Here is a 23,133-nt window from a genome sequence, read left to right on the forward strand (position 1 = left end):
GCCAGCGGCCGGCACTACCACACGTTTCGGTAGTGCCGGCCGCTGGCCGGCACCTCCGTGATCAGCCGAGGATTCCCGGCAGATCCAGTCCCTTTCCCCTCGCGCAGTCGATCGCGATGCCATACCCCGCATCGGCATGGCGCATCACGCCAGTGGCCGGGTCGTTCCACAGCACGCGGCCAATCCGCTTCGCCGCCGCTTCGGTGCCATCACAGACAATCACCATGCCGGCGTGCTGCGAGAAGCCCATGCCCACGCCGCCACCGTGGTGCAGCGACACCCACGTCGCGCCGCTGGCGGTGTTGAGCAGGGCGTTCAGCAGCGGCCAGTCGGACACCGCATCGGAGCCGTCGGCCATCGCTTCGGTTTCGCGGTTCGGCGAGGCGACGCTGCCACTGTCCAGATGGTCGCGACCGATCACCACCGGTGCCTTCAGTTCGCCGTTGGCCACCATTTCATTGAAGGCCAGGCCGAGTCGATCACGATCACCCAGGCCGACCCAGCAGATGCGTGCCGGCAGGCCCTGGAACTTGATCTTCTCGGCGGCCATGTCCAGCCAGCGGTGCAGGTGCGGGTTGTCCGGAATCAGTTCCTTCACCTTTGCATCGGTCTTGGCGATGTCTTCCGGATCACCGCTCAGTGCCGCCCAGCGGAACGGGCCGATGCCGCGGCAGAACAGTGGACGGATATAGGCCGGCACGAAACCCGGGAAATCGAAGGCATTGGACACACCTTCTTCCAGCGCCATCTGCCGCAGGTTGTTGCCGTAATCCACGGTGGGCACGCCCAGCGCATGGAAGCCGAGCATGGCGCGGATGTGGTTGGCCATCGATGCACGCGCGGCCTTCTCCACTTCCTTGGGGGCGGAAGCGCGCTTCTCATCCCACTGTTCGACCGTCCAGCCCTGCGGCAGGTAGCCGTTCACCGGGTCGTGCGCGGAGGTCTGGTCGGTCAGCAGGTCCGGCTTCACGCCACGCTTGAGCAGTTCGGCCAGCACGTCAGCCACATTGCCGAGCAGGCCCACCGACTTCGGCGTGCCGGCCTTGCACGACTCGTCGATCAGGCGCAGCGCTTCGTCCAGATTATCGGTCCAGGTGTCGAGGTAGCCGGTGCGCAGGCGCATGTCGATGCTGCTCTTGCGGCACTCGACGGCCAGGCAGGAGGCGCCGGCCATCACCGCGGCCAGCGGCTGTGCGCCGCCCATGCCGCCGAGGCCACCGGTGAACAGCCACTTGCCGCTCAGGCTGCCACCGAAATGCTGGCGCCCCATCTCCACGAAGGTCTCGTAGGTGCCCTGCACGATGCCCTGCGCGCCGATGTAGATCCAGCTGCCGGCGGTCATCTGGCCGTACATGGCCAGGCCTTTCCTATCCAGCTCGTTGAAGTGGTCCCAGTTGGACCAGCGCGGCACCAGGTTGGAATTTGCGATCAGCACGCGCGGCGCGTCGGCGTGGGTGCGGAATACGCCTACCGGCTTGCCCGACTGCACCAGCAGGGTCTGGTCGTCGTCCAGGCGCTTGAGCGTCTCGACGATGGCATCGAAGCTTTCCCAGTCGCGCGCGGCGCGGCCGATGCCGCCGTACACCACCAGTTCCTGCGGGCGCTCGGCCACGTCCGGGTGCAGGTTGTTCATCAGCATGCGCAGCGGCGCTTCGGTCAGCCAGCTTTTGGCGTTGAGCGTGGTGCCGGTCGGCGCGGCAATGGTGCGGGACGGGTCGTTGCGGGTCATGCGGCGCTCCGGTTCGTAGCGAATTCAAGGCAGGCGTTGAGCACCTGCGCCAGGGTGTGGCGCAGCGGTGCGGCGTGGGCGGGGTCGAGCGGGGTGGGCCAGCTGTGCTCGTCCACCTGGTCGGGCAGCGGCTCGTGCATGTAGCCGCGGCAGGCAAGTTCCATCTGCAGGCTGTGCACGCCGCCCGGGATGTTGCTGTAGTGGCGGGTGATCCAGCCGCCTTTGAAGCGGCCGTTGCGCACCTGGCTCATGCCACTGAGCGCCAGCAGGTTCTCCACCACATCGCTCAAGGCGTTGTCGCAGGAGGTGTCCGGTGCACCGGAGGGGCCGGCGGTACCCAGGTTGAACTGCGGCAGCTCGCCTTCGAACAGGTGCGGGATGTGTGAGCGGATCGAGTGCGCGTCGTACACCACCACGGTAGCGTGGCGTGCGCGCAGGCGCGTGATCTGCGCCGCCAGCGCATCGTGGTAAGGCAGGAAATACGTGTCGCGGCGACGGGCGATTTCCGCTTCGTCCGGTTCGCGCCCGGCGTGATACAGCGGCTGGTTGTCGAAGGTGGTCAGCGGGCACAGGCCGGTGGTGTTCTGGCCTGGGTACAGCGAGACGCCGCTGGGATCGCGGTTGAGGTCGATTACCGAACGCGAAATCGCCGAGCGCACCGTGGTCGCGCCCATGCCACGCACGAAGTCGTACAGTTCGTGTACCCACCAGTCTGCGTCGCGGCGGGCCAGCCACGGTGAGTGGTAGTCGCCGATCAGGTCGTGCGGCAGCTCGCTGCCGGTATGCGGAAAGCTGACGATGAGGGGGGCGTCGCCTTCGTGCACCGTCAGCCATTCGGGTTGGGTATTCATGCCTGCGGTTCCACGGTTGGCAGCAGGTCGGTCAGGCCCTGCGCCAGCGCGCCACTGCGCACCAGATTCGTGGCGGTCACCATGTCCGGATGGAAGTAGCGGTCTTCTTCCAGCGTCGGCACCTGCGCACGCAGGGTGGCGCGCACGGCTTCCAGCGCGGCGCTGGAGCGCAGCGGGGCGTGGAAGTCGCAGCCCTGCGCAGCGGCCAGCAGCTCGATGCCGATCACGTTGGCCGCGTTCTCGGCCATCTGCATCAGCCGGCGCGCGCCGTGCGCGGCCATCGACACATGGTCTTCCTGATTGGCCGAGGTCGGGATCGAGTCAACGCTGGCGGGGTAGGCGCGCTGCTTGTTTTCCGAGACCAGCGCCGCGGCAGTCACCTGCGGAATCATGAAACCGGAATTCAAACCGGGGCGCGGGGTCAGGAAGGCGGGCAGGCCGGACAGCGCCGGGTCCACCAGCATCGCCAGGCGGCGCTCGCTGATCGAACCGATCTCGCACACCGCCATCGCCAGCATGTCGGCGGCAAAGGCCACCGGCTCGGCGTGGAAGTTGCCACCGGACAGCGCTTCGCCGGTATCGGTGAACACCAGCGGATTGTCGGACACGCCGTTGGCTTCGATTTCCAGCGTGGTCGCGGCCTGGCGCAGGATGTCCAGCGCCGCGCCCATCACCTGCGGCTGGCAGCGCAGGCAGTAGGGATCCTGCACGCGCACGTCGTTGTCACGGTGTGATTCGCGGATGTCCGAGCCCTGCATCAGCGTGCGCAGGATGGCGGCGGTGGCGATCTGCCCGCGCTGGCCGCGGATGGCGTGGATGCGCGGGTCGAAGGGCGTGTCGGAACCCTTGGCAGCTTCCACCGACAGCGCGCCGGTCACCAGTGCGGCCTGGAACACGGTCTCGATCTCGAACAGGCCGGCCAACGCATAGGCGGTGGAGAACTGGGTGCCGTTGAGCAGCGCCAGGCCTTCCTTCGCGCCCAGTTCGATCGGCTGCAGGCCGGCACGTGCCAGTGCGTCGGCTGCCGGTAGGCGCTCGTCACCGATGAAGGCTTCGCCTACGCCCAGCATCACGCTGGCCAGGTGCGAGAGCGGCGCCAGGTCACCCGAGGCACCCACCGAGCCCTGCGCGGGCACCACCGGCAGCACGCCCTTGACCAGCATCGCTTCCAGCAGCAGCAGGGTTTCCTCGCGGATGCCCGAAGCACCCTGCGCCAAGCTGACCAGCTTCAGCGCCATCATCAGGCGCACCACGCTGGCCGGCATCGGCTCGCCCACGCCAGCGGCATGCGAGAGCACGATGTTCCGCTGCAGCGTGGCCAGATCTTCGCGCTCGATGCGCACGCTGGCCAGCTTGCCGAAGCCGGTGTTGATGCCATACACCGGCGCGCCCTTGGCGACGATGGCGGCCACCGCCGCCGCACTGGCGCGCACCACCGGCAGCGCGGCCGGGTCCAGTGCAAGCGGCGCACCGCGATAGACCTGCCGCCACTGGGCGAGAGTGACATGGCCGGGGCGAAGAACCAGGGTGTTGCTCATGTGTTGCTCCAGGAGGCAGGCAGGTCGGGCTGTCCGCGCACCACGCGCGCGTGCAGCGGGTTGAATCCAATGCGATAGACCAGGTCGGCGGGGGCATCGATGTCCCAGATCGCCAGGTCGCAGTCCATGCCCACCGCCAGGCGGCCGATGCGCTCGCCATGGCCCAGTGCGCGCGCCGCTTCACGGGTGAAGCCGGCGATGCACTCGTCCACGGTCAGGCGGAACAGGGTGGCGCCCATGTTCATCGCCAGCAGTGGGCTGGTCAGCGGCGAAGTGCCCGGGTTGCTGTCGGTGGCCAGCGCCAGCGGTACGCCGGCCGCACGCAGCGCGGCGATCGGCGGCAGGGTGGTATCGCGGGTGAAATAGAAGGCACCGGGCAGCAGCACGGCGACGGTACCGGCAGCGGCCATCGCGGCGATGCCGGCATCGTCCAGATGTTCGATATGGTCGGCCGACAGTGCCCCGAAGCGGGCCGCCAGTTCGGCGCCATGCTGGTTGCTCAGCTGCTCGGCGTGGATCTTCACCGACAGCCCGTTGGCGCGCGCCGCTTCAAAGACCTGGCGCGCCTGCGCCGGCGAGAAGGCGATGTTCTCGCAGAACACATCCACCGCTTCGGCCAGGCCTTCGGCGGCGATGGCCGGAATCATCGCGTTGCACACCTCGTCGGTGTATTCCTGTGCTTCGCGGCCTGGCGGAACCGCGTGTGCGCCGAGGAAGGTGGTCACCACGTTGACCCGGCATTCCTCGCCCAGCGCGCGTGCGACCTGCAGCTGCTTGCGTTCGTCGGGCAGGGTCAGGCCGTAGCCGGACTTGATCTCGATCGTGGTCACGCCTTCGGCACGCATCGCCAGCAGGCGCGGCCGGCTTTCGCGGGCCAGCTGTTCCGGGGTGGCAGCACGGGTGGCGCGCACGGTGGAGACGATGCCGCCGCCGGCACGGGCGATCTCGGCATAACTGACGCCCTGCAGGCGCTGCTCGAATTCATTGGCGCGGTTGCCGGCGTAGACCAGGTGGGTGTGGCAGTCGATCAGGCCGGGCGAGATCCAGCGGCCTTCGCCATCGATGCGGGTGGTCGGCTGCAGGTGGGCGTCGCTGCCGGCCGCGCCGACGTGGACGATGCGGCCGTCGGCGCAGGCCAGGACGCCATCGCGGATGACACCCAGCCCTTCGCCATCAAGGGTGATCAGGTGGACGTTGGACCAGAGGGTATCGACGTGCATGGCATCCACAACGCGGCTGTGCTTATATGTCTATACAATATAGGCGTCCATTTCGGGTTGTCCAGCCATGTCCGATTCGCGTTCCCCGCACAGTTTCCATGCCGCCCACGCCCTGCTGGCCGAGGGTTGGGTCCGCGATGTCCGCCTGCAGGTGCAGGACGGTCGCATCGCGGCCATCAGCACGGGGCAGGGCGCGCAGTCGGGCGACACCCGCGTCGGCATCCTGGTGCCGGGCCTGCCCAACCTGCACAGCCATGCTTTCCAGCGCGGCATGGCCGGGCTGACCGAGATCGGCGGCGGCGACGGTGACAGCTTCTGGAGCTGGCGCGAGCTGATGTACCGTTTCCTGGCCCACCTGCGCCCAGACGCGGTGCAGGCCATTGCCGCCCAGGCCTACATGGAAATGCTGGAAAGCGGCTTCACCCGCGTCGGCGAATTCCATTACCTGCACCACGATGCCGACGGCCGGCCGTATACCAACCGCGCCGAGATGAGTGCGCGGATCGCCGCCGCCGCCGACCAGACCGGCATTGGCTTGACCCTGCTGCCGGTGTTCTATGCACATGCCGATTTCGGCGGGGCGGCGCCGAATCCAGCGCAGCGGCGCCTGATCCACGACGTGGACGGCTTCGCGCAGCTGCTGGAGGCCGCCAAGCCGGCCTTGGCCGCGCTGCCCGACGCGGTGCTCGGCATCGCACCGCACAGCCTGCGTGCGGTCACCGGCGAGGAACTGAGTGCGTTGCTGCCGCTGACCGACGGCCCGGTGCACATCCATATCGCCGAGCAGGTGCGCGAAGTGGAGGCCTGCCTGGCCTGGAGCGGCCAGCGCCCGGTGCAGTGGCTGTACAACCATGCGCCGGTGGATGCGCGCTGGTGCCTGGTGCATGCCACCCATATCACTGATGACGAGCGCGCGGCCATCGTCGCCAGCCAGGCCGTGGCCGGCCTGTGCCCGATCACCGAGGCCAACCTGGGCGACGGCCTGTTCCCGATGCAGGCGTTCGCGCGCGAGGGCGGGCGCTTCGGCGTCGGTTCCGATTCCAATGTGCTGATCGACGCGGCCGAAGAACTGCGCCTGCTCGAGTACGGCCAGCGGCTTACCCTGCGCGGGCGCAACGTGCTGGCGCCGGATGCCACCCGCAGCAGCGGTCGTTTCCTGTTTGAAGGTGCACTGCACGGTGGCGCACAGGCGCTGGGCGTGGCCGCCGGCCTGCAGGTCGGCGCCAGTGCCGACCTGGTTGAACTGGACGCCGCACACCCGGCGCTGCAGGCGCGACAGGATGACGCATGGCTTGACAGCTGGGTGTTCGCCGCACGTAATGGCGCGCTGCGATCGGTCTGGCGCCATGGCCGCCAGTGCGTGGCCGAGGGCCGCCACCTGCAGCGCGAGGCGATCACCAGCGCCTTCGCTGCCGCCCTGCGCGGCGTGCTGGGCTGATCGCCTCCCGCCACCGAGACCCCATTACGTGAAGGCCAGCAAGTCCGCCACGCTCAACCAGCGTATCCGCAGCGATCTGGAAAGCCGCATCCTCAGTGGAGAGTGGGCGCCGGGCTTCCGGATTCCGTACGAGCACGAGTTGATGGAGCAGTACGGATGCTCGCGGATGACGGTGAACAAGGTGCTGACCGCACTGGCCGAGAGCGGCATGATCGAGCGCCGCCGCCGTGCCGGTTCGTTCGTCGCGCGGCAGCCCCCGCACCTGGAGCAGGTGGCGCTGGAGATTCCCGATATCGCGATGGAGGTTGGCTCGCGCGGCCACCAGTACGCCTATCGCCTGCTGCAGCGCGACCTGCGCCTTGCCGATGCCGGCAATGCCGGTGAAGTCGAGCTGGCCGGACAGGAAAACCTGCTGGCGATGCGCTGCCTGCATCTGGCCGATGGTCGCCCGCTGGCACTGGAGCACCGCCTGATCAGCCCGGTGGGCGTGCCCGAGGTGTTGGAGGTCGACTTCAGCACCACCGCCCCGGGCAGCTGGCTGCTGCAGAACGTGTCCTGGACCCGTGCCCAGCATCGCATCAGTGCCTGGGGCGCGGATACTGCCACCGCCAGGCTGCTGGATGTGAAGCCCGGTACCGCCTGCCTGGTGATCGAACGCCTGACCTGGCGTGGCGAACAGCCGATCACCCGCGTTCGCCAGGTGTTCCTGGGGGATGCCTGGGACCTGGTGGCGCGCTTCGCGCCGGGCGCGCGATAGGGATTCCATCCACGCATGGCGTGGATCTAGTCTGCCGAAACGACTGTCGCCTTGAACTCTGTCGGGGCGTGTGTACGATGTGTACCGTCCCTGCATGAAGAGCAGGGACCTCATCCGGGAACTGGAAGCGGCAGGTTGGATCTGTCGTCGGATCCGCGGATCCCATCATGTATTCGTGCACTCGCAGCACCCTCACATCATCACCGTTCCTCACCCAAGGAAGGATCTGGGGAAAGGGCTGGTGCAGGCGTTGCGGAAGCTCGCAGGACTGACGTAGGAGGGCCCATGCGATATCCAGTCTTGATCGAGGCGGGCGATGAGCGCACCGCGTGGGGTGTGGTCGTTCCAGATCTGCCGGGGTGCTTCTCAGCGGCCGACACGCTTGATGATGCGCTCACTGCGGCGGAAGAGGCGGCGCTCGCCTGGATTGATGTGGCCCTGGATGAGGGGCGCTCGATTCCGACACCTTCAGCGCCGCAGAAGATCGCCGCCGAGGCATCCAAGGACATCTGTTGGATTCTTGCGTACATCTGCGTTGATCCGGCTCTGCTGGACGACACCATCGAGCGGGTCAATATCAGCCTGCCACGCCGGATCCTGGCGAGGCTGGATGCGCAGGCCAGAGCGGCGGGTGAATCGCGCTCCAGTTACATCGCCCATCTCGCGGCATTGGGCTGAGCAGGCGCCATGTGGAGCCGAGCCCATGCTCGGCTGCTGTTCGCGCGTGGCTCAACTCTGCAAAGGCATCCACGCGTGGCGTGGATCTACCAAGGGGTCGCGCATCGGGATTCAGTAGATCCACGCCATGCGCGGATGCTGCGCCATCAATACGTAGCGCACTGCCGCCAGCGTACGGGCTCATCCACGCCGGGGCGGGCGTTGAGCTGGATGCGCACGTTGCGCAGCGCGGGGTAGTGCAGCACTTCCTCGCAGACCAGCGGCCACACCGCGTCCAGTTCGCCGGTGCGGTTGATCGCCAGTGTCTGCCGGGTCAGCCAGACACCGCTGGCGATGCCGGGCTTGCCGGCCAGGGCGCGGGCCAGATCGGCCTGGAAGCGCTCCAGCGTGGCGGCATCGGGGTCGAGATTGCTGCGCGCGTCGGTCGCGGGGGCGACGGCAGGCGTGGGAGCGGGGGCGGCCGCAGGGACTGCTTCGATCGGGGCGGGTGCGGCCGAAGGCGTCGGCACCACCGGCGCCGCAGCAACCGGAGCGGGCTCTTCCACATGCAGGCCCTGCAGACCCAGGCCGACAAGCAGCCCCAGCGTGGCCGAACCCAGTGCGGCAATGGCAATGCGGCGCAGCGCTTCGTGCCGGGCGCTGGCGCGCACGCGCGCTTCGATATCGGCAGGGAGGTAGGGCTGCAGCAACGGCCACAGGCGCGGCCCGTCCAGCACTTCAACCGCCTGCTTCTCGGCGGCGCCACGGCCGTCGCGCTCGATACGGCCTTCGGTCAGCAGTACGCCACCCTTGGCGCCGGCCAGGCGCGCGGCCGCACCCAGTTCGTTCACTGCGGCGGTGCCGATGCGGTAGGCCAGGCCGTGCTTGCACGACACCAGCCATTGATTGGGGCCATCGCTGAGCAGGAAGTCGCTGCTCGGCTCGCGGGCATCTTCGGCCGGATCGATCAGCTCACGCAGGCCGCGCTGTTCGCGCAGCATGCGCTTGACCAGAACCGAGAATTCGCGCCAGTGCATGCCTGCCAGAGCCTGCAGGCCGAGTTGCATCTCCTTCTGCCGCCGCTTGATCCACCACAGATAGACAACGGCCAGGGAACAGGTAAGCAGGGCCGACAGCAGGGCCAGGATCCAGGGGAGCATGCAGGAGTAGGGCGGAAGGGGCGAAAGCGGAGAGCGACAGTGTAAAGGTCGCGGTGCCCGGCTGGGTCAGGATGTTCCTGACAGGAAGCGTGATGGAGCGCGCAGAACGGTATACGACGGACACGAAAAACCCGCCAATCCTGAAGCCGTGAGGGGAGGGAACAAACGGCAGCCGAAGCGATTGGCGGGTTGCTCGCGATTGTCAATCAAAATTTATTGCATTGCAACAATTGCGCTCAGGGAATGCTGTCCGGCGATTGATGGCTGCCCGGTGCGGGGGCATCTGCACCCGAAGCCGCCCGGTTTTCCAGCCTGGCCAGGCGCGCGTGCAGGGCATCGATGCGGGCTTCCAGCGCGGTCACCTCGTCGGACGTGGGCACATGCAGCCGCTTGAGCACGCCCTGCACCTGGTCATCGAAGGCCTTCTCGACCTTGTTCCAGGTGCCCGAGGCCTTCTCGCGGGCTTCATCCAGGGACGATTCGACGTTGTCACGCCAGCCCGGGCCCTGTTCGCCGCTGCGTTCACGGCGGCGGGCTTCCCAGGCTTCGCCTTCCTTCACCAGGCCGTCGAAGAAGCGGCTGCCCTCGGCCTGCGCGCGCCCCAGCGCACCCAGCCCGGCCAGCCAGACCTGTTGCGCCGAATCGCTGAGCTTGCGCGAGAAGCGCTCGGCCTGGTCACCGAAAGAGGCGTCGTCGTTGCGGCGGTCGTCGTTCTCGTAGTGGTTCATCGCACTTCCCGTGGGAGTTGGGCCTGCCCCGAGAGTAGCGCGCGGTGGCGTTGCACGGCCGTGATGGCCGCCGCCAGGATTCAGCCCAGCTTTTCCTTCAGCACGCGCTGGATCTCGCCTTCGACCATGCCCTTCATCGCCGACAGCAGGAAACCGAGCTTGGCGGTCACGCGCACGGCGCCCGGCTGCAGTTCGATCGCACCGTCCACACCGCTGCCGGAGAAGTTCAGGACGTCGGCGGTCCAGGACGACTTCAGGCCGAAGCGCTCGGACAGCTTGGCAGCGACCTGTTCGATCGCGGCGCGCGCCTGTGCGTCGGGCAGGGCGTGGGCGTGGCGGACATCGATGGTGGACATGCAGGCTCCTGGCGCAGGGCGGGGATGATCAAAGAGGGCGAGCATTGTGCGCATCAAGGGCCGCCGCGCCAAGCACTCATCGTGGGTTCTTCTTCGTTGGCGACCAACCTGCTAGGCTGCGCCGCGTGCAGAACCTGCTAGTTCACTTCAGTCAGCAACAACAGCCCGACCAGCCCCTGCGGCCCGGGGTGCAGCGCATCGTGCGCCAGGCCAACGGCAGCGTGCGGCTCGGTGATGCCGGCCACGGCGCCCTGCTGCTGGCCCAGTTCTGCATGGACGATCGCGGCCTCTGGCTGCAGGTCGGCAATGGCATCCGCGGCATCCACGTCAATGGTCGACCGGTGCGCCGGATGGCCCTGCTGCGCGCGGGCGATGCGGTATACGTGGATGGCGTGGAGATGGTGCTGCAGGGCGAAGTCGAGAGCCTGCTGCAGGCGCCTGCGCCGAAGAACGAGGATGGCAGCGACGAGCAGCAACGACTGCTGCGCGGTGTCGGTGGCCTGCACCATGGCCGCAGTTTCACCCTGTCGCAGGCCCGCCTGATCGGCCGCGGCAACGAGGCCGACATCGCCATCGATGACCCGGCCTTCGCCGAACAGCATGCCCGCGTGGAAGTGCACGGCGAGCGCGTGCTGCTGCGCGACCTGGGCAGCGCCGACGGTACCCGGGTCAACGGCGTGGCCGTGCGCCACTGCTGGCTGCAGGCCGGCGACCAGGTCGTGTTCGATGGCCAGCACCGGTTCGTGCTGGAAGTGCCGCACGATCCGCGCCGGCGGCCGCTGCCCGCCGAGGACGACGCCAGCCACGAGGCCGAGCAGGCGCCGGTGCTGCCGGCCGCGCCGCGCAGGGTCCGGCGCTGGCCGTGGCTGCTGGTGAGTGCGCTGCTGCTGGCCGCACTGCTCAGCCTGCTGCTCTGGTTCGGCGCGCGCTGATCTGAATCCGCTGGGTCCGCGCCCTGGTGGGTGCCGACCTTGATCGGCACGCTCCGTCGGCGGGCTTGACGCCTGGCAGCACACGGCTTTGGTAGGTGCCGACCTTGGTCGGCACGCTTTTTCGGCGGGCATGACGCCTGACGGCGTACGCCGACCAAGGTCGGCGACTACCAGCGCCACGCCGGCGGCGAATGGATTCCAATGAAACCAAATTTCCCTTGCCGCACTAGGCCGCAAGGCTGGTGCACTGCGGCATACTAGGGGTCTTGCCCCACAGGTGTGACATGACGCGCGCGTTCAACTTCAGTGCCGGCCCTGCGACCTTGCCGGAATCGGTCCTGCGCCAGGCGCAGGCGGAAATGCTGGACTGGCACGGTAGTGGTGCCTCGATCGTGGAAATGAGCCATCGCGGCGCGGAATTCATGTCCGTGGCCGCCGAGGCCGAGGCCGACCTGCGCCGCCTGCTCGATATCCCCGACGACTACGCGGTGCTGTTCCTGTCCGGTGGTGCCACCACCCAGCAGGCGCTCATCCCGCTCAACTTCGCCAGCCCCGGCCAGCGCGCCGACTACGTGGTCAGTGGCCATTGGGGAAAGACTGCGGTCAAGCAGGCCGGCGTCTACGTCGACGTCAACATTGCCGCCAGCAGCGAGCCCGACGGCTATCGCACGCTGCCGCCCCGCGCCGACTGGCAGCTCTCGCCCGACGCCGCCTATGTGCACATCACCGCCAACGAGACCATCCACGGCGTCGAGTTCCGTGATGTGCCGGATACCGGCGATGTGCCGCTGGTGGCGGACTTCAGCTCGTCCATCGCCAGCGAGCCGCTGGATGTACGCCGCTACGGTGTGATCTATGCCGGCGCGCAGAAGAACCTGGGCCCGGTCGGCATCGCAGTGATGATCGTCCGCCGCGATCTGCTCGAGCGTACTGGCCAGCCGCGCGCGGACATCTTCGATTACCGCTCGCATGTCGCCCGCGATTCGATGCTCAACACCCCGCCGACCTGGAACTGGTACCTGGCCGGCCTGGTGTTCAAGTGGATGCTGGCCGAAGGCGGCGTGGCCGAATTCGCCAGGCGCAATGCCGCCAAGGCGGCACTGGTGTACGGCGCCATCGATGGCTCCGGCGGCTTCTACCGCAACGAGGTCGCGCATGCGGCACGCTCGCGGATGAACATCCCGTTCTTCCTGCCCGATGCCGGGCTTGATGCCCGCTTCGTCGCCGAAGCCAAGGCTGCCGGCCTGCTGGCGCTGAAGGGACACAAGGTGGTCGGGGGCATCCGTGCCTCGCTGTACAACGCCATGCCGCTGGCCGGGGCCGAGGCGCTGGTCGCCTTCATGGCCGATTTCCAGCAGCGTCACGGCTGAGCAATGAACGGCGCGCACCGTCGGGTGCGGGTCCCGCAACAAGGAATTCCGATGGCAAGCAGCAAATCCAGCAAGAAGGCGCCGAAGAAGGCCGAACCGGCCAAGGACAGCGCGCCCAGCAAGGCGAAGGGCAAGGCCAAGGCCGCCTCGAACCCGGCACCCACCCTGGCACCGCTGGCGCTGGCCGATGTGCGCTCGAAGATCGACCAGATCGACCGTGACATCCAGAGCCTGATCGCCGAGCGCGCGCGCTTCGCCCACCAGGTCGGCAAGGCCAAGGGCAAGCTGGCCGCCGCTGTCGACTACTACCGCCCCGAGCGCGAAGCGCAGGTGCTGCGCATGGTGGTGGACCGCAATGAAGGCCCGCTCAGCGATGAGCTGCTGGTGCATGTCTATCGCGAGATCATGTCGGCCTGCCTGGCCCAGCAGGAGCCGCTGAAGATCGGCTACCTCGGCCCGGAAGGCACCTTCAGCCAGCAGGCCGTGCTCAAGCACTTCGGCCGCTCCGCGCTGGGCCTGCCGATGGCCAGCATCGAGGAAGTGTTCCAGGAAGTGGAAGCAGGCAACGCCGATTTCGGCGTGGTGCCGGTGGAGAATTCGGGACAGGGCACCATCCAGATCACCCTGGACATGTTCCTGACCTCCAACCTGAAGATCTGTGGCGAAGTGGAACTGCGCGTGCAGCAGTTCCTGATGTCGCGCAGCGGCCGCATCGAGGACATCGAGCGCATCTACGCGCATCCGCAGTCGTTCATGCAGACCTCGGCGTGGCTGCGCGCCAACCTGCCGAAGGCCGAGAAGATTCCGGTGTCGAGCAATGCCGAGGGTGCGCGTCGCGCGCGCAACGCCGACGACGCAGCGGCCATCGGCGGCGAGAGTGCCGGCCACGTGTACGGCCTGAAGAAGGTGGTCACCAAGCCGATCCAGAATGATGCCGACAACACCACCCGCTTCCTGGTGGTGGGCCGCAACATCTTCCCGACCTCCGGCCACGACCGCACCTCGGTGCTGGTGTTCATCCATGACAAGCCCGGTGCGCTGTTCGATGTGCTCAGCCCGTTCGCCCGCCACGGCATCAGCATGAACCGCATCGAGTCGCGGCCGTCGCACCACGGCAAGTGGGAATACGGCTTCTTCATCGACCTGGCCGGCCACATCGACGACGCGCCGATGCAGGCGGCGCTGGCCGAACTGGAAGCGCACTCGGCGCAGATCAAGGTGCTGGGCTCCTACCCGGTGGCCGTGCCCTGAGTGCTGCTGTGGCGGCCCTGGCCGCCGCTCCCTGATGCATCGCCGGCGCTGCCGGCGTTTACGGAACGATCGAACGATGAGCAACGCGCAACACTGGATCGCCCGCAAGGGCCAGCCGCTGCAGGGCAGCCTGACCATTCCCGGCGACAAGTCGGTCTCGCACCGCTCGGTGATGTTCGCCGCGCTGGCCGATGGTACTTCGCATATCGAAGGCTTCCTGGAAGGCGAGGACACCCGCGCCACCGCGCGCATCTTCAGCCAGCTGGGTGTGCGCATCGAAACCCCCAGCCCGTCGCAGCGCATCGTGCACGGCGTCGGTATCGACGGCCTGAAAGCGCCGGAGGCACCGCTGGACTGCGGCAATGCCGGCACCGGCATGCGCCTGCTGGCCGGCCTGCTGGCGGGCCAGGCGTTCGACTGCACGCTGATCGGCGATGAGTCGCTGTCCGGCCGCCCGATGCGCCGTGTCACCGGCCCGCTGTCGCAGATGGGCGCAAGGATCGATACCCAGGACGACGGCACGCCGCCGCTGCACGTGCATGGCGGCCAGACGCTGCATGGCATCGACTTCGCCTCGCCGGTGGCCAGCGCACAGATCAAGTCGGCCGTGCTGCTGGCCGGCCTGTACGCGCAGGGCGAAACCCGCGTGGTGGAACCCCACCCGACCCGCGACTACACCGAGCGCATGCTGTCCGCGTTCGGCGTGGACATCGAATTCTCGCCGGGCGAGGCGCGCCTGCGGGGCGGCCAGCGCCTGCGCGCCACGGACATCGTGGTGCCGGCCGACTTCTCTTCGGCCGCGTTCTACCTGGTCGCCGCCAGCATCATTCCCGGTTCCGAACTGCGCCTGAAGCAGGTCGGCCTGAACCCGCGTCGCACCGGCCTGCTGCACGCGCTGCGCCTGATGGGGGCGGATATCACCGAAGAGAATCCGGCCGAGCAGGGCGGTGAGCCGGTGGCCGATCTGGTGGTGCGCTACGCTCCGCTGAAGGGCGCGCGTATTCCCGAAGCACTGGTGCCGGACATGATCGACGAGTTCCCGGCGCTGTTCGTGGCCGCCGCCGCCGCCGAAGGCCAGACCGTGGTGAGCGGTGCTGCCGAATTGCGGGTGAAGGAATCCGATCGTCTTGCGGCGATGGCCACTGGCCTGCGCGCGCTGGGCATGCAGGTGGACGAGACCGAGGATGGCGCCACCCTGCATGGCGGGGCTCGGCTGGGGAGTGGCACCATCGAAAGCCACGGCGACCATCGCATCGCCATGGCATTCGCCATTGCCGGCCAGATCAGCGACGGCGAAGTGCGCATCAACGACATCGCCAACGTCGCCACGTCCTTCCCGGACTTCGATGGCCTGGCGCGCAGCGCCGGCTTCAACCTGGCCTGATCGGCGGATCGCGTTTTCCGGTAGGTGCCAACCTTGGTTGGCACGCTCACATCACCCGGTAGGTGCCAACCCTGGTTGGCATGCTCACATCGCCCGGTAGGTGCCAACCCTGGTTGGCACGCTCACATCGCCCGGTAGGTGCCAACCTTGGTTGGCACGCCTCTCCTGATAAAAGGACGGAGGCCGAAGCCTCCGTCTAAACATCACGAACCCCTCGTCCGCGATCAACGCTGTTCGGTACGGAAATCCACCGGGACCCGCACCACACTGGCCACTGCACGGCCTTCATGCATCGCCGGCTGGAACTTCCAGTTCTGCACGGCGCTCAGCACCGCGCGATCCAGATCACGGCTGCGTTCGCCGCTGCGCGAAACAATCGCGGCATTGGTCACCTGGCCGCGGCTATCGACATTCAGGCTGGCGATCACGCTGCCCTGTACGCCATTACGCAGCGCGGCGGCGGGGTAGGTCGGCTTGATGTTGCCTGCCAGTGGGCGCGCCTCGCGATTGCGTACCGCAGGGGCGGCTTTGCGCTGGTTGCCGACCGGTGCGGCCTGGCGGGCCGCCGGCTCCTGCGCGTCGGCCACCGGCGCCTGCTCGGGGGCGGGCAGCATGCGCTCGCCGACCGGTGCCGGCGCCACGTCTTCCTGATTCGAGTGACGCAGCCAGAGCAGCGCGGCGGCAAACATCGCCACGATCAGCGCGATCCACATCCAGGGCGACGTGGGCTTGTGCTGTTCGCTGGCGTCTTGCTGCAGCTGCGGCGAATGAAGGTCTTCGTGGGTGGTGGCGGTCATCGCAAACTCCTTCCGTCAATGGACGACGGGGAGAGTGTTGCGCGGGCCAGTGGCGGGAAGTGTCAGCGTTGCGTCAACGTCACCGGCAGGGTTCAGGTTGCCTGCCGGGAAACGTTCAGTTACTGGGTCTTGAAGTCGAACGGCACTTCAATGCTGCCCGGTACGGCCTGGCCGTTGCTCTGCGCCGGGGTGAAACGCCAGCGGCGCACGGCGTCGGTGGCGGCACGGTCGAGCTCGCGTGAGCCGCTGCGCTGGATGACCGTGGCATTGTTCGGGTAGCCGGTGGCATCCACGTCCACGCGCACCACCACGCTGCCGGTCTCGCCCGCGCGCAGGGCCGCGGCCGGGTAGGCCGGCGGCGGCGACTGGCCGGCAATCGGCATCGGCTGGCTGTTGCCGGTGGCGGCTGGCGCAGGGGCCGGCGTGGCCGGGGCCGGTTCAGCGATGGGCGCCGGCGGCGGCGGGGCGGTTTCGACCAGCTTCGGGGCGTCGTCCTCTACCGGGGCCGGCTTGGCATCGGGCATGTCGCTGGAGCCTGCGGCGGCGGCCAGCGGTTCCGGCAGCGGTTCCACCTGCGCGGTCTCCTGCGGGGTCTGCGCGGCCGGATCGGCACGGAAGAACTCCTTGTCGCGGCCGGTCAACCAGACCAGCACGAACAACAGCACGCCCACGCCGAAAGCGATGCCGGCGATCTTCAGGGCGTTGCGCGGGATATGCACAGTGAACGACTTGGCGGACGACGAGCGGGGTGCAGACATGGACCGGACCAGTACGGAATAGCCCGATTCTGCCACGCCAGGAATGAACCGGGCGGCAGAAATCCGTATAACAAGCGATAATCCCATCCCTGATACCCACCACGACACCTGCCATGCTTGATCCAGCCCTGCTCCGCCACCAGCCCGCCGACCTCGCCGAACGCCTGCGCACCAGCCGCGGCTTCGAGCTCGACGTGTCTGCCCTGGAGTCCCTGGAGGCGGATCGCAAGCGCATCCAGGTGCGGACCCAGGAGCTGCAGAGCCTGCGCAACAGCCGTTCCAAGGCCATCGGCCAGGCCAAGGCCAAGGGCGAGGACGTCTCGGCCATCATGGCTGAGGTCGCTGCCTTCGCCGACGAGCTGAAGGCTTCGGAAGTGGCGCTGGACGAGCTGCGCGAGAAGATCGAAGCGATCTCGATGGGCATTCCGAACCTGCCGGCCGACGACGTGCCGGCCGGTGCCGACGAGAACGACAACGTCGAGCAGGCGCGCTGGGGTACCCCGCGCCAGTTCGATTTCAAGGTGCTCGACCACGTCGAACTGGGCGCCCGCAACGGCTGGCTGGACGGCGAGACCGCGGCCAAGCTGTCCGGCTCGCGCTTCACCGTGCTGCGTGGCCCGATCGCGCGCCTGCACCGCGCCCTGGCCCAGTTCATGGTCGACCTGCACACCGGCGAGCACGGCTACGAGGAGACCAACGTGCCGCTGCTGGTCAACGCCGACTCGCTGCGCGGCACCAGCCAGCTGCCGAAGTTCGAGGACGACCTGTTCAAGACCGCCGTGGGCGACTCCACGCGTTACCTGATCCCGACCTCGGAAGTACCGCTGACCAACATCGTGCGCGATGAGATCGTCGACGCCGAGCGCCTGCCGCTGCGCATGACCGCCCACTCGATGTGCTTCCGTGCCGAGGCCGGCAGCGGTGGCCGCGACGTGCGCGGCATGATCCGCCAGCATCAGTTCGAGAAGGTCGAGCTGGTCTCGATCAGCCGCCCGGAAGACAGCGACGCCGAACACCAGCGCATGACCCGCTGCGCCGAAGTGGTGCTGGAAAAGCTGGGCCTGCCGTACCGCAAGGTGCTGCTGTGCACCGGCGACATGGGCTTCTCGGCGGTGAAGACCTACGACCTGGAAGTCTGGCTGCCGTCGCAGGAAACTTACCGCGAGATTTCCTCGTGCTCGAACTGTGGTGACTTCCAGGCCCGCCGCATGCAGGCGCGCTGGCGCAACCCGGCCACCGGCAAGCCGGAGCTGGCGCACACGCTGAACGGCTCGGGCGTGGCCGTTGGCCGCGCGATGATCGCGGTGATGGAGAACTACCAGAACGCCGACGGCAGCATCACCGTGCCGGAGGCCCTGCGCCCGTACATGGGTGGCCTGGAAACCATTGGCTGATAGCCGGCGCTGCGCGCCGCCGCCCGAGCATGGGCTCGGGCGCTACAGATCTGTGTAGAGCCGAGCCTATGCTCGGCTCTCCTTTATGGCCCGCAGCTTCGCCAGCGGCACCCATCCCGGTTCGCCGTTCTCCGGCACGCACCATGCCCAGCCATTGAGCGTGCGCATCCCGCGCAGCGTCTGGCCGGGGTCCACATCCAGTTCGCGCGCGCAGTAATCCTGCGTGGCAAACGCGCCACCCTGCGCATCGCGGCCGATCACCGGCGCCGGCACGAATCCGGGCTGCTGCCCCTCGGCCTCGCAGAGGAACCAGTCGTCCCAGCCCTCCGGGCCTTCATAACGTTCGCCCACCACCAGCGCCTGGCCGCGGCGCAGGATGATCGGGTGCGGAAATTCGCTGCGGTGCGCAGCCGTCACGATGTAGTTCATGCCCCCAGCCTAGCGCGCCGCAAAAGAAAACGGCCCCGCACAGCGGGGCCGCCAGGGTAGGCCGGGAGGGGGAGGGGATCCCGGCCCGCGTTCAGCGCCCAGACGAGGAGAGAGGGGCGCCGAACGTTGGAACGCGTTACGCCGCGACGGCTTCGGCCGCTTCGTGCGACGGCAGCGCCGCCAGCGCACCGGCGATGGCGTCTTCACGGTGCTGCGGCGAGTAGGCGATGCCCTCGGCGCGCACGAACTCGACTTCGTTGATGCCCATGAAGGCGAACACCTGACGCAGGAACGGCTCCTGGAAGTCGGCCGGCGAGTCGGTATAGATGCCGCCACGGCTGCTGGCGATGATCACCCGCTTGCCACCGGCCAGGCCCACCGGGCCGTTCTCGGTGTACTTGAAGGTGCGGCCGGCCACGGCCACGCGGTCGATCCAGGCCTTCAACGTGGATGGGATGCTGAAGTTGTACATCGGCGCGCCGATCACCACGATGTCGGCCTCCAGGAACTGCTGCATCACCTGTTCAGCATCGGTCGCTTCAGCGGCGTCGGTCTTGGCCAGCGAGCTGCTGCGCAGGTGCGGTACCGGATTGGCGTCAAGATCGCGATAATCGACCTGCAGGCCGTCGATCTGGCTGGCGAGGCGAGCGACCACGGCGGCCGACAGCTGGCGCGAGACGGAGTTGTCGCCAAGCACGCTGGCGTCGAGATGCAGAAGCTTCATGGCAGTCACCTATGTTCTGGGAGGAAGGGGGCGGGGTGGCCCCGCCGACGGAGAGAACGATAGGTTGTTGCAAAGGCGGAATAAAGGTGATTGAATGCCACGTATTGTTCTAGATATGGAACTCGGGCATGCATGACCTGAATGACCTGTACTACTTCGCGATGGTGGTCGACCACGGCGGATTCGCCGCCGCCGAGCGGGCGCTGGGTATTCCCAAGTCGCGACTGAGCCGCCGCATCAGCCAGCTGGAAACCGACCTGGGCGTGCGCCTGCTGCAGCGCTCCACGCGCCGTTTCGCGGTCACCGATGTCGGCACCAGCGTGCACCGGCATGCGCAGACGATGCTGGCCGAGGCCCAGGCCGCCCGCGAAGTGGTGGACCGCCTCAGCGCCGAACCGCGCGGCGTGGTGCGCGCCAGCGTGCCGGTGTCACTGGCGCAGATGCAGCTGCCCAAGCTGCTGCCCAAGTTCCTTGAGCAGTATCCGAAGGTGCGGCTGCAGCTGAACATCAGCAACCGCCGCGTGGACATCATCAACGAAGGCTACGACGTGGCCCTGCGCGTGCGTTCGCGCCTGGACGACGACGGCAGCCTGGTGATGCGCAGCTTCGGCCAGGTGCAGGAACTGCTGGTGGCCAGCCCGAAGTACCTCGACCGCGCCGGCCGCCCCAAGGACCCGGAAGAGCTGACCCAGCACGTGACCCTCAGCATCAGCGAAGACGAAGCCCGCCAGCGCTGGGAACTGCATGGCCCGGAAGGCGAAGTGCGCCGGGTCGACCTGCAGCCGCGCGTGGCCGGCTTCGACTTCCCGCTGCTGCAGAGCATGGTGAAGGACGGTTTCGGCATCACCATGCTGCCGGAAACCGTGTGCGCCGACGCCGTGCGTAATGGCGAGCTGGAAGTGGTGCTGCCGGACTGGTCGCTGCCGCAGGGCGTGTGCCACGCCGTGTTCGCCTCGCGCCGCGGCCTGCTGCCGGCGGTGCGCGTGTTCATCGACTTCCTGGCCGAGCACCTGCCGCCGCAGCTGGAGGCCTCGCGCCTGGATTGCGGTGGCGCCTGTGAAAAGGCCAAGGAGCGGATCAAGGCCAGTGCACTGGGTGCGCTGGCGGTGGATGCCGGCTGAGAAGGCGCGAAGGTAGCGCCGGGCCATGCCCGGCGTTGCTGTATTCCGGCGCCGATCAGTTCCGGCCGAACAGCCGGTCCCAGAAACTACGGCGTCGCGGTGCGGCCGGTGGCGGTCCGGCTGCAACGACGGGCGCTTCCAGCACCGCCATCAGCTCCGCGCTGCGTGGCTTCTTCAGGAATCGCGCATAGTCCAGATAGCTGGTCACCTTGCTCATGTGCAGGCGTTCGGGCATTGCCGGCAATGCGCCGCCCTGCAACAGCACCCGCAATGCCTGCGGACGATCCAGGCGGATCGCCTCGTACAGGGCGGTGCCGCCACAGCCCGGTTCGATCAGGTTGGCGCGCTGCGGCGCATCCTCCAACAGGATTTGCAATGCCTCCGCGTCGTCTCGTTCTACTGCAGCCACCAGCCGCGCCAGCGCCTCGGCTTCCGCAGCTGGCAGGTTGTCGCGATAGGCCTGGTCGGCAATCTCGCGCTCGTCGCGCCCGTCGCCGCCCTGGATGCACAGGAAATCGGTGACCAGGGCGACCGGAATGCCGGACGTATCCAGCGCCCAGTAGCTGGGATAGACACCGTCGCCCCAGCCGCTGGTGAACACCACCAGGCCGTGCGGCGAGTCCTCGCCCCAGGGGCGATATTCGGCGCCTTCATCCAGGCCATCGTGGTCGATCAGTGCATCCGACCATTCATTCTCTTCGTCGCCATCGGCCCGTTCGATCAGGGCCAGCAGCGCCTGCTGGGTGTCGGTGTCCATGAAGCAACCGATGCCAGCGTCGACCGGGTAGCCGATGAAGCTGTCCTCATCCAGTCCGGTCAGGTCCTGCGTGGTCCAGCGCGCCATCTGCCAGTGCAGGGCGGTCGCGGTGAGAGCTTCGCGTGGCTTGAACCAGACCACGGCCAACGCCGGGCGGCCGCTGTGCACGATGATCTCGACCGGATGCCGGCCCAGCGGGGCGGTGTAGTCGGCCAGCGCAGGCGCCTCGGCCTGCACCAGCGGATCGCAGACCACCACGTGCCCGCTGCTGACCGGCAGGTGCCCGGCGAAGGTGCGGTGCAGGGCCACAGCGGCCAGCTGGGTGTCGTCCAGCAGGCAGGTTCGCAGGTTGGCCAGATCGAGATGGGCCATGGCGGCTCCGAGTGCGGTGAAGGCCCCCACCGTGCCGGATGCGGAGGGCAGGGGCAAGGTAGTCTTGGGCAAATGCCCTTCACGTGCGAGAATACGGCGCTGCCCGGGCGACCGGGACCCGATTGGAGAGATGGCCGAGCGGTTTAAGGCACCGGTCTTGAAAACCGGCGAAGGGTTAAACCTTCCGTGGGTTCGAATCCCACTCTCTCCGCCAGATATCTTTGCAACTTATTGAATTGCAAAGGGAGTTTGAGACATTTCCCTGGTGTTCCCAACTCTGTTCCCTACAGAAGGGTCGCATGCGTGCGTACGCGCCGGGTCTGGCGAGGTAGGGAAGTCTTCGATTGCTAAGTCGACGCGACCAGTGCCATAGCCGCTACTGGACGTGCAGGGCAATAGTATTTTCCTGAAATGTGACCGCAGTCACAAAAAATTGCGCTCTCTGGCTATTTTGTCGGACTAACTACTAGGTAGCTCAAGAAAAGCCACCTACTGCTGAGGCTAGTCCCGCAGTTCGACCGCCCTCCAATAAAAGGAGAAGTGTGCCCAGAGCGATTGCAATAATTTAGGAAATGACTATGCAGATGACAGAAAAGATTGCGAACTACTCTTTGAGTCGAGGTGTGCTGGAGATAGCACCCCAGAAACGGGTGCTCACCGACATCCCTAAGAAGTCCGATGACGAAGCGGTTGTGGAATCACTTGTAGGTCCGAGTGCTTCCTCCTATGGAGCATGGAGACAGTTCCTATCAACAACTGGCCCTTACAGCTATATGTGGACGCACTCCTATATCCATGCTTACAGTGACAGGCGAGCCGTTGGTTCTTTGTGGGACTGCGTCAAACACATCAACAGGTCATTGTGGGGACCCAGGTGGAGCAAGCGAGGCTGTGGCGTTCATGCAACGGTGGTAGCCGAGCGTCATAAGATAAGCCATGCGTTGCGTGGTCGCCTCCATTTCCACGTGCTTGTTCAACGGCCACACTGCGAAATTACGGACGAACGTTTCGGCGCTGTAGTCAACAAGGCGGCCTTGTGGCTGCAGGATGACTTTGGGAGGTCAATGTCGGCTACAGACCGAACTGACGTGAGGCAGGTTTGGAGTGCCGAAGGGCTAGCGGCCTATCTGACAAAAGACCTAGAAACGCAGAGTTGGCCGACGGGGGACGGAATCTTCTTCATTAGGCCAACCGGCATCGAGGGCCTGGTGTTTACGCTCAGGAGCAATGCGCAACTTGCCTCGATGCACTAGATTGGCATTGTGACGTCTAGCAGCGCCGCTGTAGTGAGCTTGTTGCGCTCAGTTCTTAGGCCAAAATCCTTGTCGCCTTTGCTCTAATGAGGCGCGATGCAGTCGGTCCCAGTTGGCTGTAAGCTTAGCTCGTTAGGGTCGGGGAAGCGGGGAGTCG

Annotated in this window: 22 protein-coding genes and 1 tRNA gene; 11 read left to right on the forward strand and 12 right to left on the reverse strand. The window is 67.1% G+C overall.

Features of this window, described 5'->3' with window-relative positions; all coding sequences use genetic code 11:
• Positions 1–61: 61 nt before the first annotated feature.
• From hutU to hutI, 4 genes are read right to left on the reverse strand one after another with little or no spacing between them, the layout of a single operon-like run.
• Positions 62–1,729 (reverse strand): urocanate hydratase, encoded by a 1,668-nt coding sequence (gene hutU / locus AC5P6H_RS06925; RefSeq protein WP_495202417.1) that lies wholly within the window; start codon positions 1,727–1,729, stop codon positions 62–64.
• The gene (gene hutG / locus AC5P6H_RS06930; protein ID WP_495202418.1) at positions 1,726–2,580 is read right to left on the reverse strand and encodes an N-formylglutamate deformylase; all 855 of its coding nucleotides are present in this window, start codon (positions 2,578–2,580) and stop codon (positions 1,726–1,728) included. The genes hutU and hutG overlap by 4 nt, the downstream gene beginning before the upstream one ends.
• Positions 2,577–4,118 (reverse strand): histidine ammonia-lyase, encoded by a 1,542-nt coding sequence (gene hutH, locus AC5P6H_RS06935; protein WP_495202419.1) that lies wholly within the window; start codon positions 4,116–4,118, stop codon positions 2,577–2,579. Before hutH ends, hutG begins: the two co-directional genes overlap by 4 nt.
• Positions 4,115–5,338 (reverse strand): imidazolonepropionase, encoded by a 1,224-nt coding sequence (gene hutI / locus AC5P6H_RS06940; protein ID WP_495202420.1) that lies wholly within the window; start codon positions 5,336–5,338, stop codon positions 4,115–4,117. The genes hutH and hutI overlap by 4 nt, the downstream gene beginning before the upstream one ends.
• Positions 5,339–5,405: 67 nt before the next feature.
• On the opposite strand from hutI, the gene AC5P6H_RS06945 reads away from it, so the two are divergent.
• The 4 genes from AC5P6H_RS06945 to AC5P6H_RS06960 all read left to right on the forward strand — a co-directional run bounded on the left by AC5P6H_RS06945 (position 5,406) and on the right by AC5P6H_RS06960 (position 8,211).
• A complete protein-coding gene (locus tag AC5P6H_RS06945; protein ID WP_401735245.1) occupies positions 5,406–6,776 on the forward strand; it encodes a formimidoylglutamate deiminase in 1,371 nt (456 codons plus the stop codon).
• Between the two features lie 28 nt (positions 6,777–6,804).
• A complete protein-coding gene (gene hutC, locus AC5P6H_RS06950; RefSeq protein WP_033835268.1) occupies positions 6,805–7,533 on the forward strand; it encodes a histidine utilization transcriptional repressor HutC in 729 nt (242 codons plus the stop codon).
• 94 nt (positions 7,534–7,627) lie between these two features.
• The gene (locus AC5P6H_RS06955) at positions 7,628–7,810 is read left to right on the forward strand and encodes a type II toxin-antitoxin system HicA family toxin (RefSeq protein ID WP_080053039.1); all 183 of its coding nucleotides are present in this window, start codon (positions 7,628–7,630) and stop codon (positions 7,808–7,810) included.
• 8 nt (positions 7,811–7,818) lie between these two features.
• A complete protein-coding gene (locus AC5P6H_RS06960) occupies positions 7,819–8,211 on the forward strand; it encodes a type II toxin-antitoxin system HicB family antitoxin (protein WP_041863589.1) in 393 nt (130 codons plus the stop codon).
• A 146-nt stretch (positions 8,212–8,357) separates the two neighbouring features.
• On the opposite strand, the gene AC5P6H_RS06965 is transcribed toward AC5P6H_RS06960, so the two are convergent.
• From AC5P6H_RS06965 to AC5P6H_RS06975, 3 genes are all read right to left on the reverse strand, one after another.
• Positions 8,358–9,350 (reverse strand): restriction endonuclease, encoded by a 993-nt coding sequence (locus AC5P6H_RS06965; RefSeq protein WP_495202421.1) that lies wholly within the window; start codon positions 9,348–9,350, stop codon positions 8,358–8,360.
• A gap of 236 nt (positions 9,351–9,586) precedes the next feature.
• Positions 9,587–10,078 (reverse strand): phasin family protein, encoded by a 492-nt coding sequence (locus AC5P6H_RS06970; RefSeq protein WP_241887394.1) that lies wholly within the window; start codon positions 10,076–10,078, stop codon positions 9,587–9,589.
• An 80-nt stretch (positions 10,079–10,158) separates the two neighbouring features.
• The gene (locus AC5P6H_RS06975; RefSeq protein ID WP_005417302.1) at positions 10,159–10,434 is read right to left on the reverse strand and encodes a polyhydroxyalkanoic acid system family protein; all 276 of its coding nucleotides are present in this window, start codon (positions 10,432–10,434) and stop codon (positions 10,159–10,161) included.
• Between the two features lie 125 nt (positions 10,435–10,559).
• Between AC5P6H_RS06975 and AC5P6H_RS06980 the strand changes: the two genes are divergently transcribed.
• The 4 genes from AC5P6H_RS06980 (at position 10,560) to aroA (ending at position 15,371) form a co-directional block, all read left to right on the forward strand.
• On the forward strand, positions 10,560–11,366 hold the full coding sequence (locus tag AC5P6H_RS06980; protein WP_032961655.1) for an FHA domain-containing protein: 807 nt from the start codon (positions 10,560–10,562) through the stop codon (positions 11,364–11,366).
• Positions 11,367–11,650: 284 nt separating this feature from the next.
• On the forward strand, positions 11,651–12,736 hold the full coding sequence (gene serC / locus AC5P6H_RS06985) for a 3-phosphoserine/phosphohydroxythreonine transaminase (protein ID WP_014647617.1): 1,086 nt from the start codon (positions 11,651–11,653) through the stop codon (positions 12,734–12,736).
• Positions 12,737–12,787: 51 nt separating this feature from the next.
• Positions 12,788–13,987 (forward strand): prephenate dehydratase, encoded by a 1,200-nt coding sequence (pheA, locus tag AC5P6H_RS06990; protein ID WP_014647616.1) that lies wholly within the window; start codon positions 12,788–12,790, stop codon positions 13,985–13,987.
• 76 nt (positions 13,988–14,063) lie between these two features.
• Positions 14,064–15,371 (forward strand): 3-phosphoshikimate 1-carboxyvinyltransferase, encoded by a 1,308-nt coding sequence (gene aroA / locus AC5P6H_RS06995; RefSeq protein ID WP_049442485.1) that lies wholly within the window; start codon positions 14,064–14,066, stop codon positions 15,369–15,371.
• 224 nt (positions 15,372–15,595) lie between these two features.
• On the opposite strand, the gene AC5P6H_RS07000 is transcribed toward aroA, so the two are convergent.
• Together AC5P6H_RS07000 and AC5P6H_RS07005 are read right to left on the reverse strand one after the other, a co-directional pair.
• Complete coding sequence (locus tag AC5P6H_RS07000; protein WP_046431429.1) at positions 15,596–16,168, reverse strand: energy transducer TonB; 573 nt, start codon at positions 16,166–16,168, stop codon at positions 15,596–15,598.
• A 119-nt stretch (positions 16,169–16,287) separates the two neighbouring features.
• Positions 16,288–16,926: an energy transducer TonB gene (locus AC5P6H_RS07005; protein WP_111207052.1), complete on the reverse strand. Its 639-nt coding sequence runs from the start codon at positions 16,924–16,926 to the stop codon at positions 16,288–16,290.
• Between the two features lie 113 nt (positions 16,927–17,039).
• Here AC5P6H_RS07005 and serS point away from each other — a divergent pair, with 113 nt between their 5' ends.
• Positions 17,040–18,320, forward strand: a complete 1,281-nt coding sequence (gene serS, locus AC5P6H_RS07010) for a serine--tRNA ligase (protein ID WP_014647612.1) — start codon at positions 17,040–17,042, stop codon at positions 18,318–18,320.
• 66 nt (positions 18,321–18,386) lie between these two features.
• Here serS and AC5P6H_RS07015 read toward each other — a convergent pair whose 3' ends face one another.
• Together AC5P6H_RS07015 and AC5P6H_RS07020 are read right to left on the reverse strand one after the other, a co-directional pair.
• Positions 18,387–18,749 carry an SH3 domain-containing protein gene (locus AC5P6H_RS07015; RefSeq protein ID WP_495202422.1) on the reverse strand — a complete coding sequence of 121 codons (363 nt, stop codon included), beginning with the start codon at positions 18,747–18,749 and terminating at the stop codon, positions 18,387–18,389.
• A 136-nt stretch (positions 18,750–18,885) separates the two neighbouring features.
• Positions 18,886–19,473 carry an FMN-dependent NADH-azoreductase gene (locus tag AC5P6H_RS07020; RefSeq protein WP_014647610.1) on the reverse strand — a complete coding sequence of 196 codons (588 nt, stop codon included), beginning with the start codon at positions 19,471–19,473 and terminating at the stop codon, positions 18,886–18,888.
• Positions 19,474–19,601: 128 nt separating this feature from the next.
• Between AC5P6H_RS07020 and AC5P6H_RS07025 the strand changes: the two genes are divergently transcribed.
• Positions 19,602–20,594 (forward strand): LysR family transcriptional regulator, encoded by a 993-nt coding sequence (locus tag AC5P6H_RS07025; RefSeq protein ID WP_005410175.1) that lies wholly within the window; start codon positions 19,602–19,604, stop codon positions 20,592–20,594.
• A 55-nt stretch (positions 20,595–20,649) separates the two neighbouring features.
• Here the strand turns inward: AC5P6H_RS07025 and AC5P6H_RS07030 are convergent, their stop codons facing one another.
• The gene (locus tag AC5P6H_RS07030; protein WP_495202423.1) at positions 20,650–21,723 is read right to left on the reverse strand and encodes a DUF4241 domain-containing protein; all 1,074 of its coding nucleotides are present in this window, start codon (positions 21,721–21,723) and stop codon (positions 20,650–20,652) included.
• 124 nt (positions 21,724–21,847) lie between these two features.
• On the opposite strand from AC5P6H_RS07030, the gene AC5P6H_RS07035 reads away from it, so the two are divergent.
• Positions 21,848–21,937 (forward strand) — tRNA-Ser (locus AC5P6H_RS07035).
• Positions 21,938–23,133: the final 1,196 nt, after the last annotated feature.

Source organism: Stenotrophomonas sp. YJH_SMC_110 (assembly GCF_059369255.1).

Bases quoted from the DNA above. Each gene is read 5' to 3' on its own strand.
- hutU (WP_495202417.1), bottom strand. From the start codon at position 1,729: ATGACCCGCAACGACCCGTCCCGCACCATTGCCGCGCCGACCGGCACC.
- hutG (WP_495202418.1), bottom strand. From the start codon at position 2,580: ATGAATACCCAACCCGAATGGCTGACGGTGCACGAAGGCGACGCCCCC.
- hutH (WP_495202419.1), bottom strand. From the start codon at position 4,118: ATGAGCAACACCCTGGTTCTTCGCCCCGGCCATGTCACTCTCGCCCAG.
- hutI (WP_495202420.1), bottom strand. From the start codon at position 5,338: ATGCACGTCGATACCCTCTGGTCCAACGTCCACCTGATCACCCTTGAT.
- AC5P6H_RS06945 (WP_401735245.1), top strand. From the start codon at position 5,406: ATGTCCGATTCGCGTTCCCCGCACAGTTTCCATGCCGCCCACGCCCTG.
- AC5P6H_RS06955 (WP_080053039.1), top strand. From the start codon at position 7,628: ATGAAGAGCAGGGACCTCATCCGGGAACTGGAAGCGGCAGGTTGGATC.
- AC5P6H_RS06960 (WP_041863589.1), top strand. From the start codon at position 7,819: ATGCGATATCCAGTCTTGATCGAGGCGGGCGATGAGCGCACCGCGTGG.
- AC5P6H_RS06965 (WP_495202421.1), bottom strand. From the start codon at position 9,350: ATGCTCCCCTGGATCCTGGCCCTGCTGTCGGCCCTGCTTACCTGTTCC.
- AC5P6H_RS06970 (WP_241887394.1), bottom strand. From the start codon at position 10,078: ATGAACCACTACGAGAACGACGACCGCCGCAACGACGACGCCTCTTTC.
- AC5P6H_RS06975 (WP_005417302.1), bottom strand. From the start codon at position 10,434: ATGTCCACCATCGATGTCCGCCACGCCCACGCCCTGCCCGACGCACAG.
- serC (WP_014647617.1), top strand. From the start codon at position 11,651: ATGACGCGCGCGTTCAACTTCAGTGCCGGCCCTGCGACCTTGCCGGAA.
- pheA (WP_014647616.1), top strand. From the start codon at position 12,788: ATGGCAAGCAGCAAATCCAGCAAGAAGGCGCCGAAGAAGGCCGAACCG.
- aroA (WP_049442485.1), top strand. From the start codon at position 14,064: ATGAGCAACGCGCAACACTGGATCGCCCGCAAGGGCCAGCCGCTGCAG.
- AC5P6H_RS07000 (WP_046431429.1), bottom strand. From the start codon at position 16,168: ATGACCGCCACCACCCACGAAGACCTTCATTCGCCGCAGCTGCAGCAA.
- AC5P6H_RS07005 (WP_111207052.1), bottom strand. From the start codon at position 16,926: ATGTCTGCACCCCGCTCGTCGTCCGCCAAGTCGTTCACTGTGCATATC.
- serS (WP_014647612.1), top strand. From the start codon at position 17,040: ATGCTTGATCCAGCCCTGCTCCGCCACCAGCCCGCCGACCTCGCCGAA.
- AC5P6H_RS07015 (WP_495202422.1), bottom strand. From the start codon at position 18,749: ATGAACTACATCGTGACGGCTGCGCACCGCAGCGAATTTCCGCACCCG.
- AC5P6H_RS07020 (WP_014647610.1), bottom strand. From the start codon at position 19,473: ATGAAGCTTCTGCATCTCGACGCCAGCGTGCTTGGCGACAACTCCGTC.
- AC5P6H_RS07025 (WP_005410175.1), top strand. From the start codon at position 19,602: ATGCATGACCTGAATGACCTGTACTACTTCGCGATGGTGGTCGACCAC.
- AC5P6H_RS07030 (WP_495202423.1), bottom strand. From the start codon at position 21,723: ATGGCCCATCTCGATCTGGCCAACCTGCGAACCTGCCTGCTGGACGAC.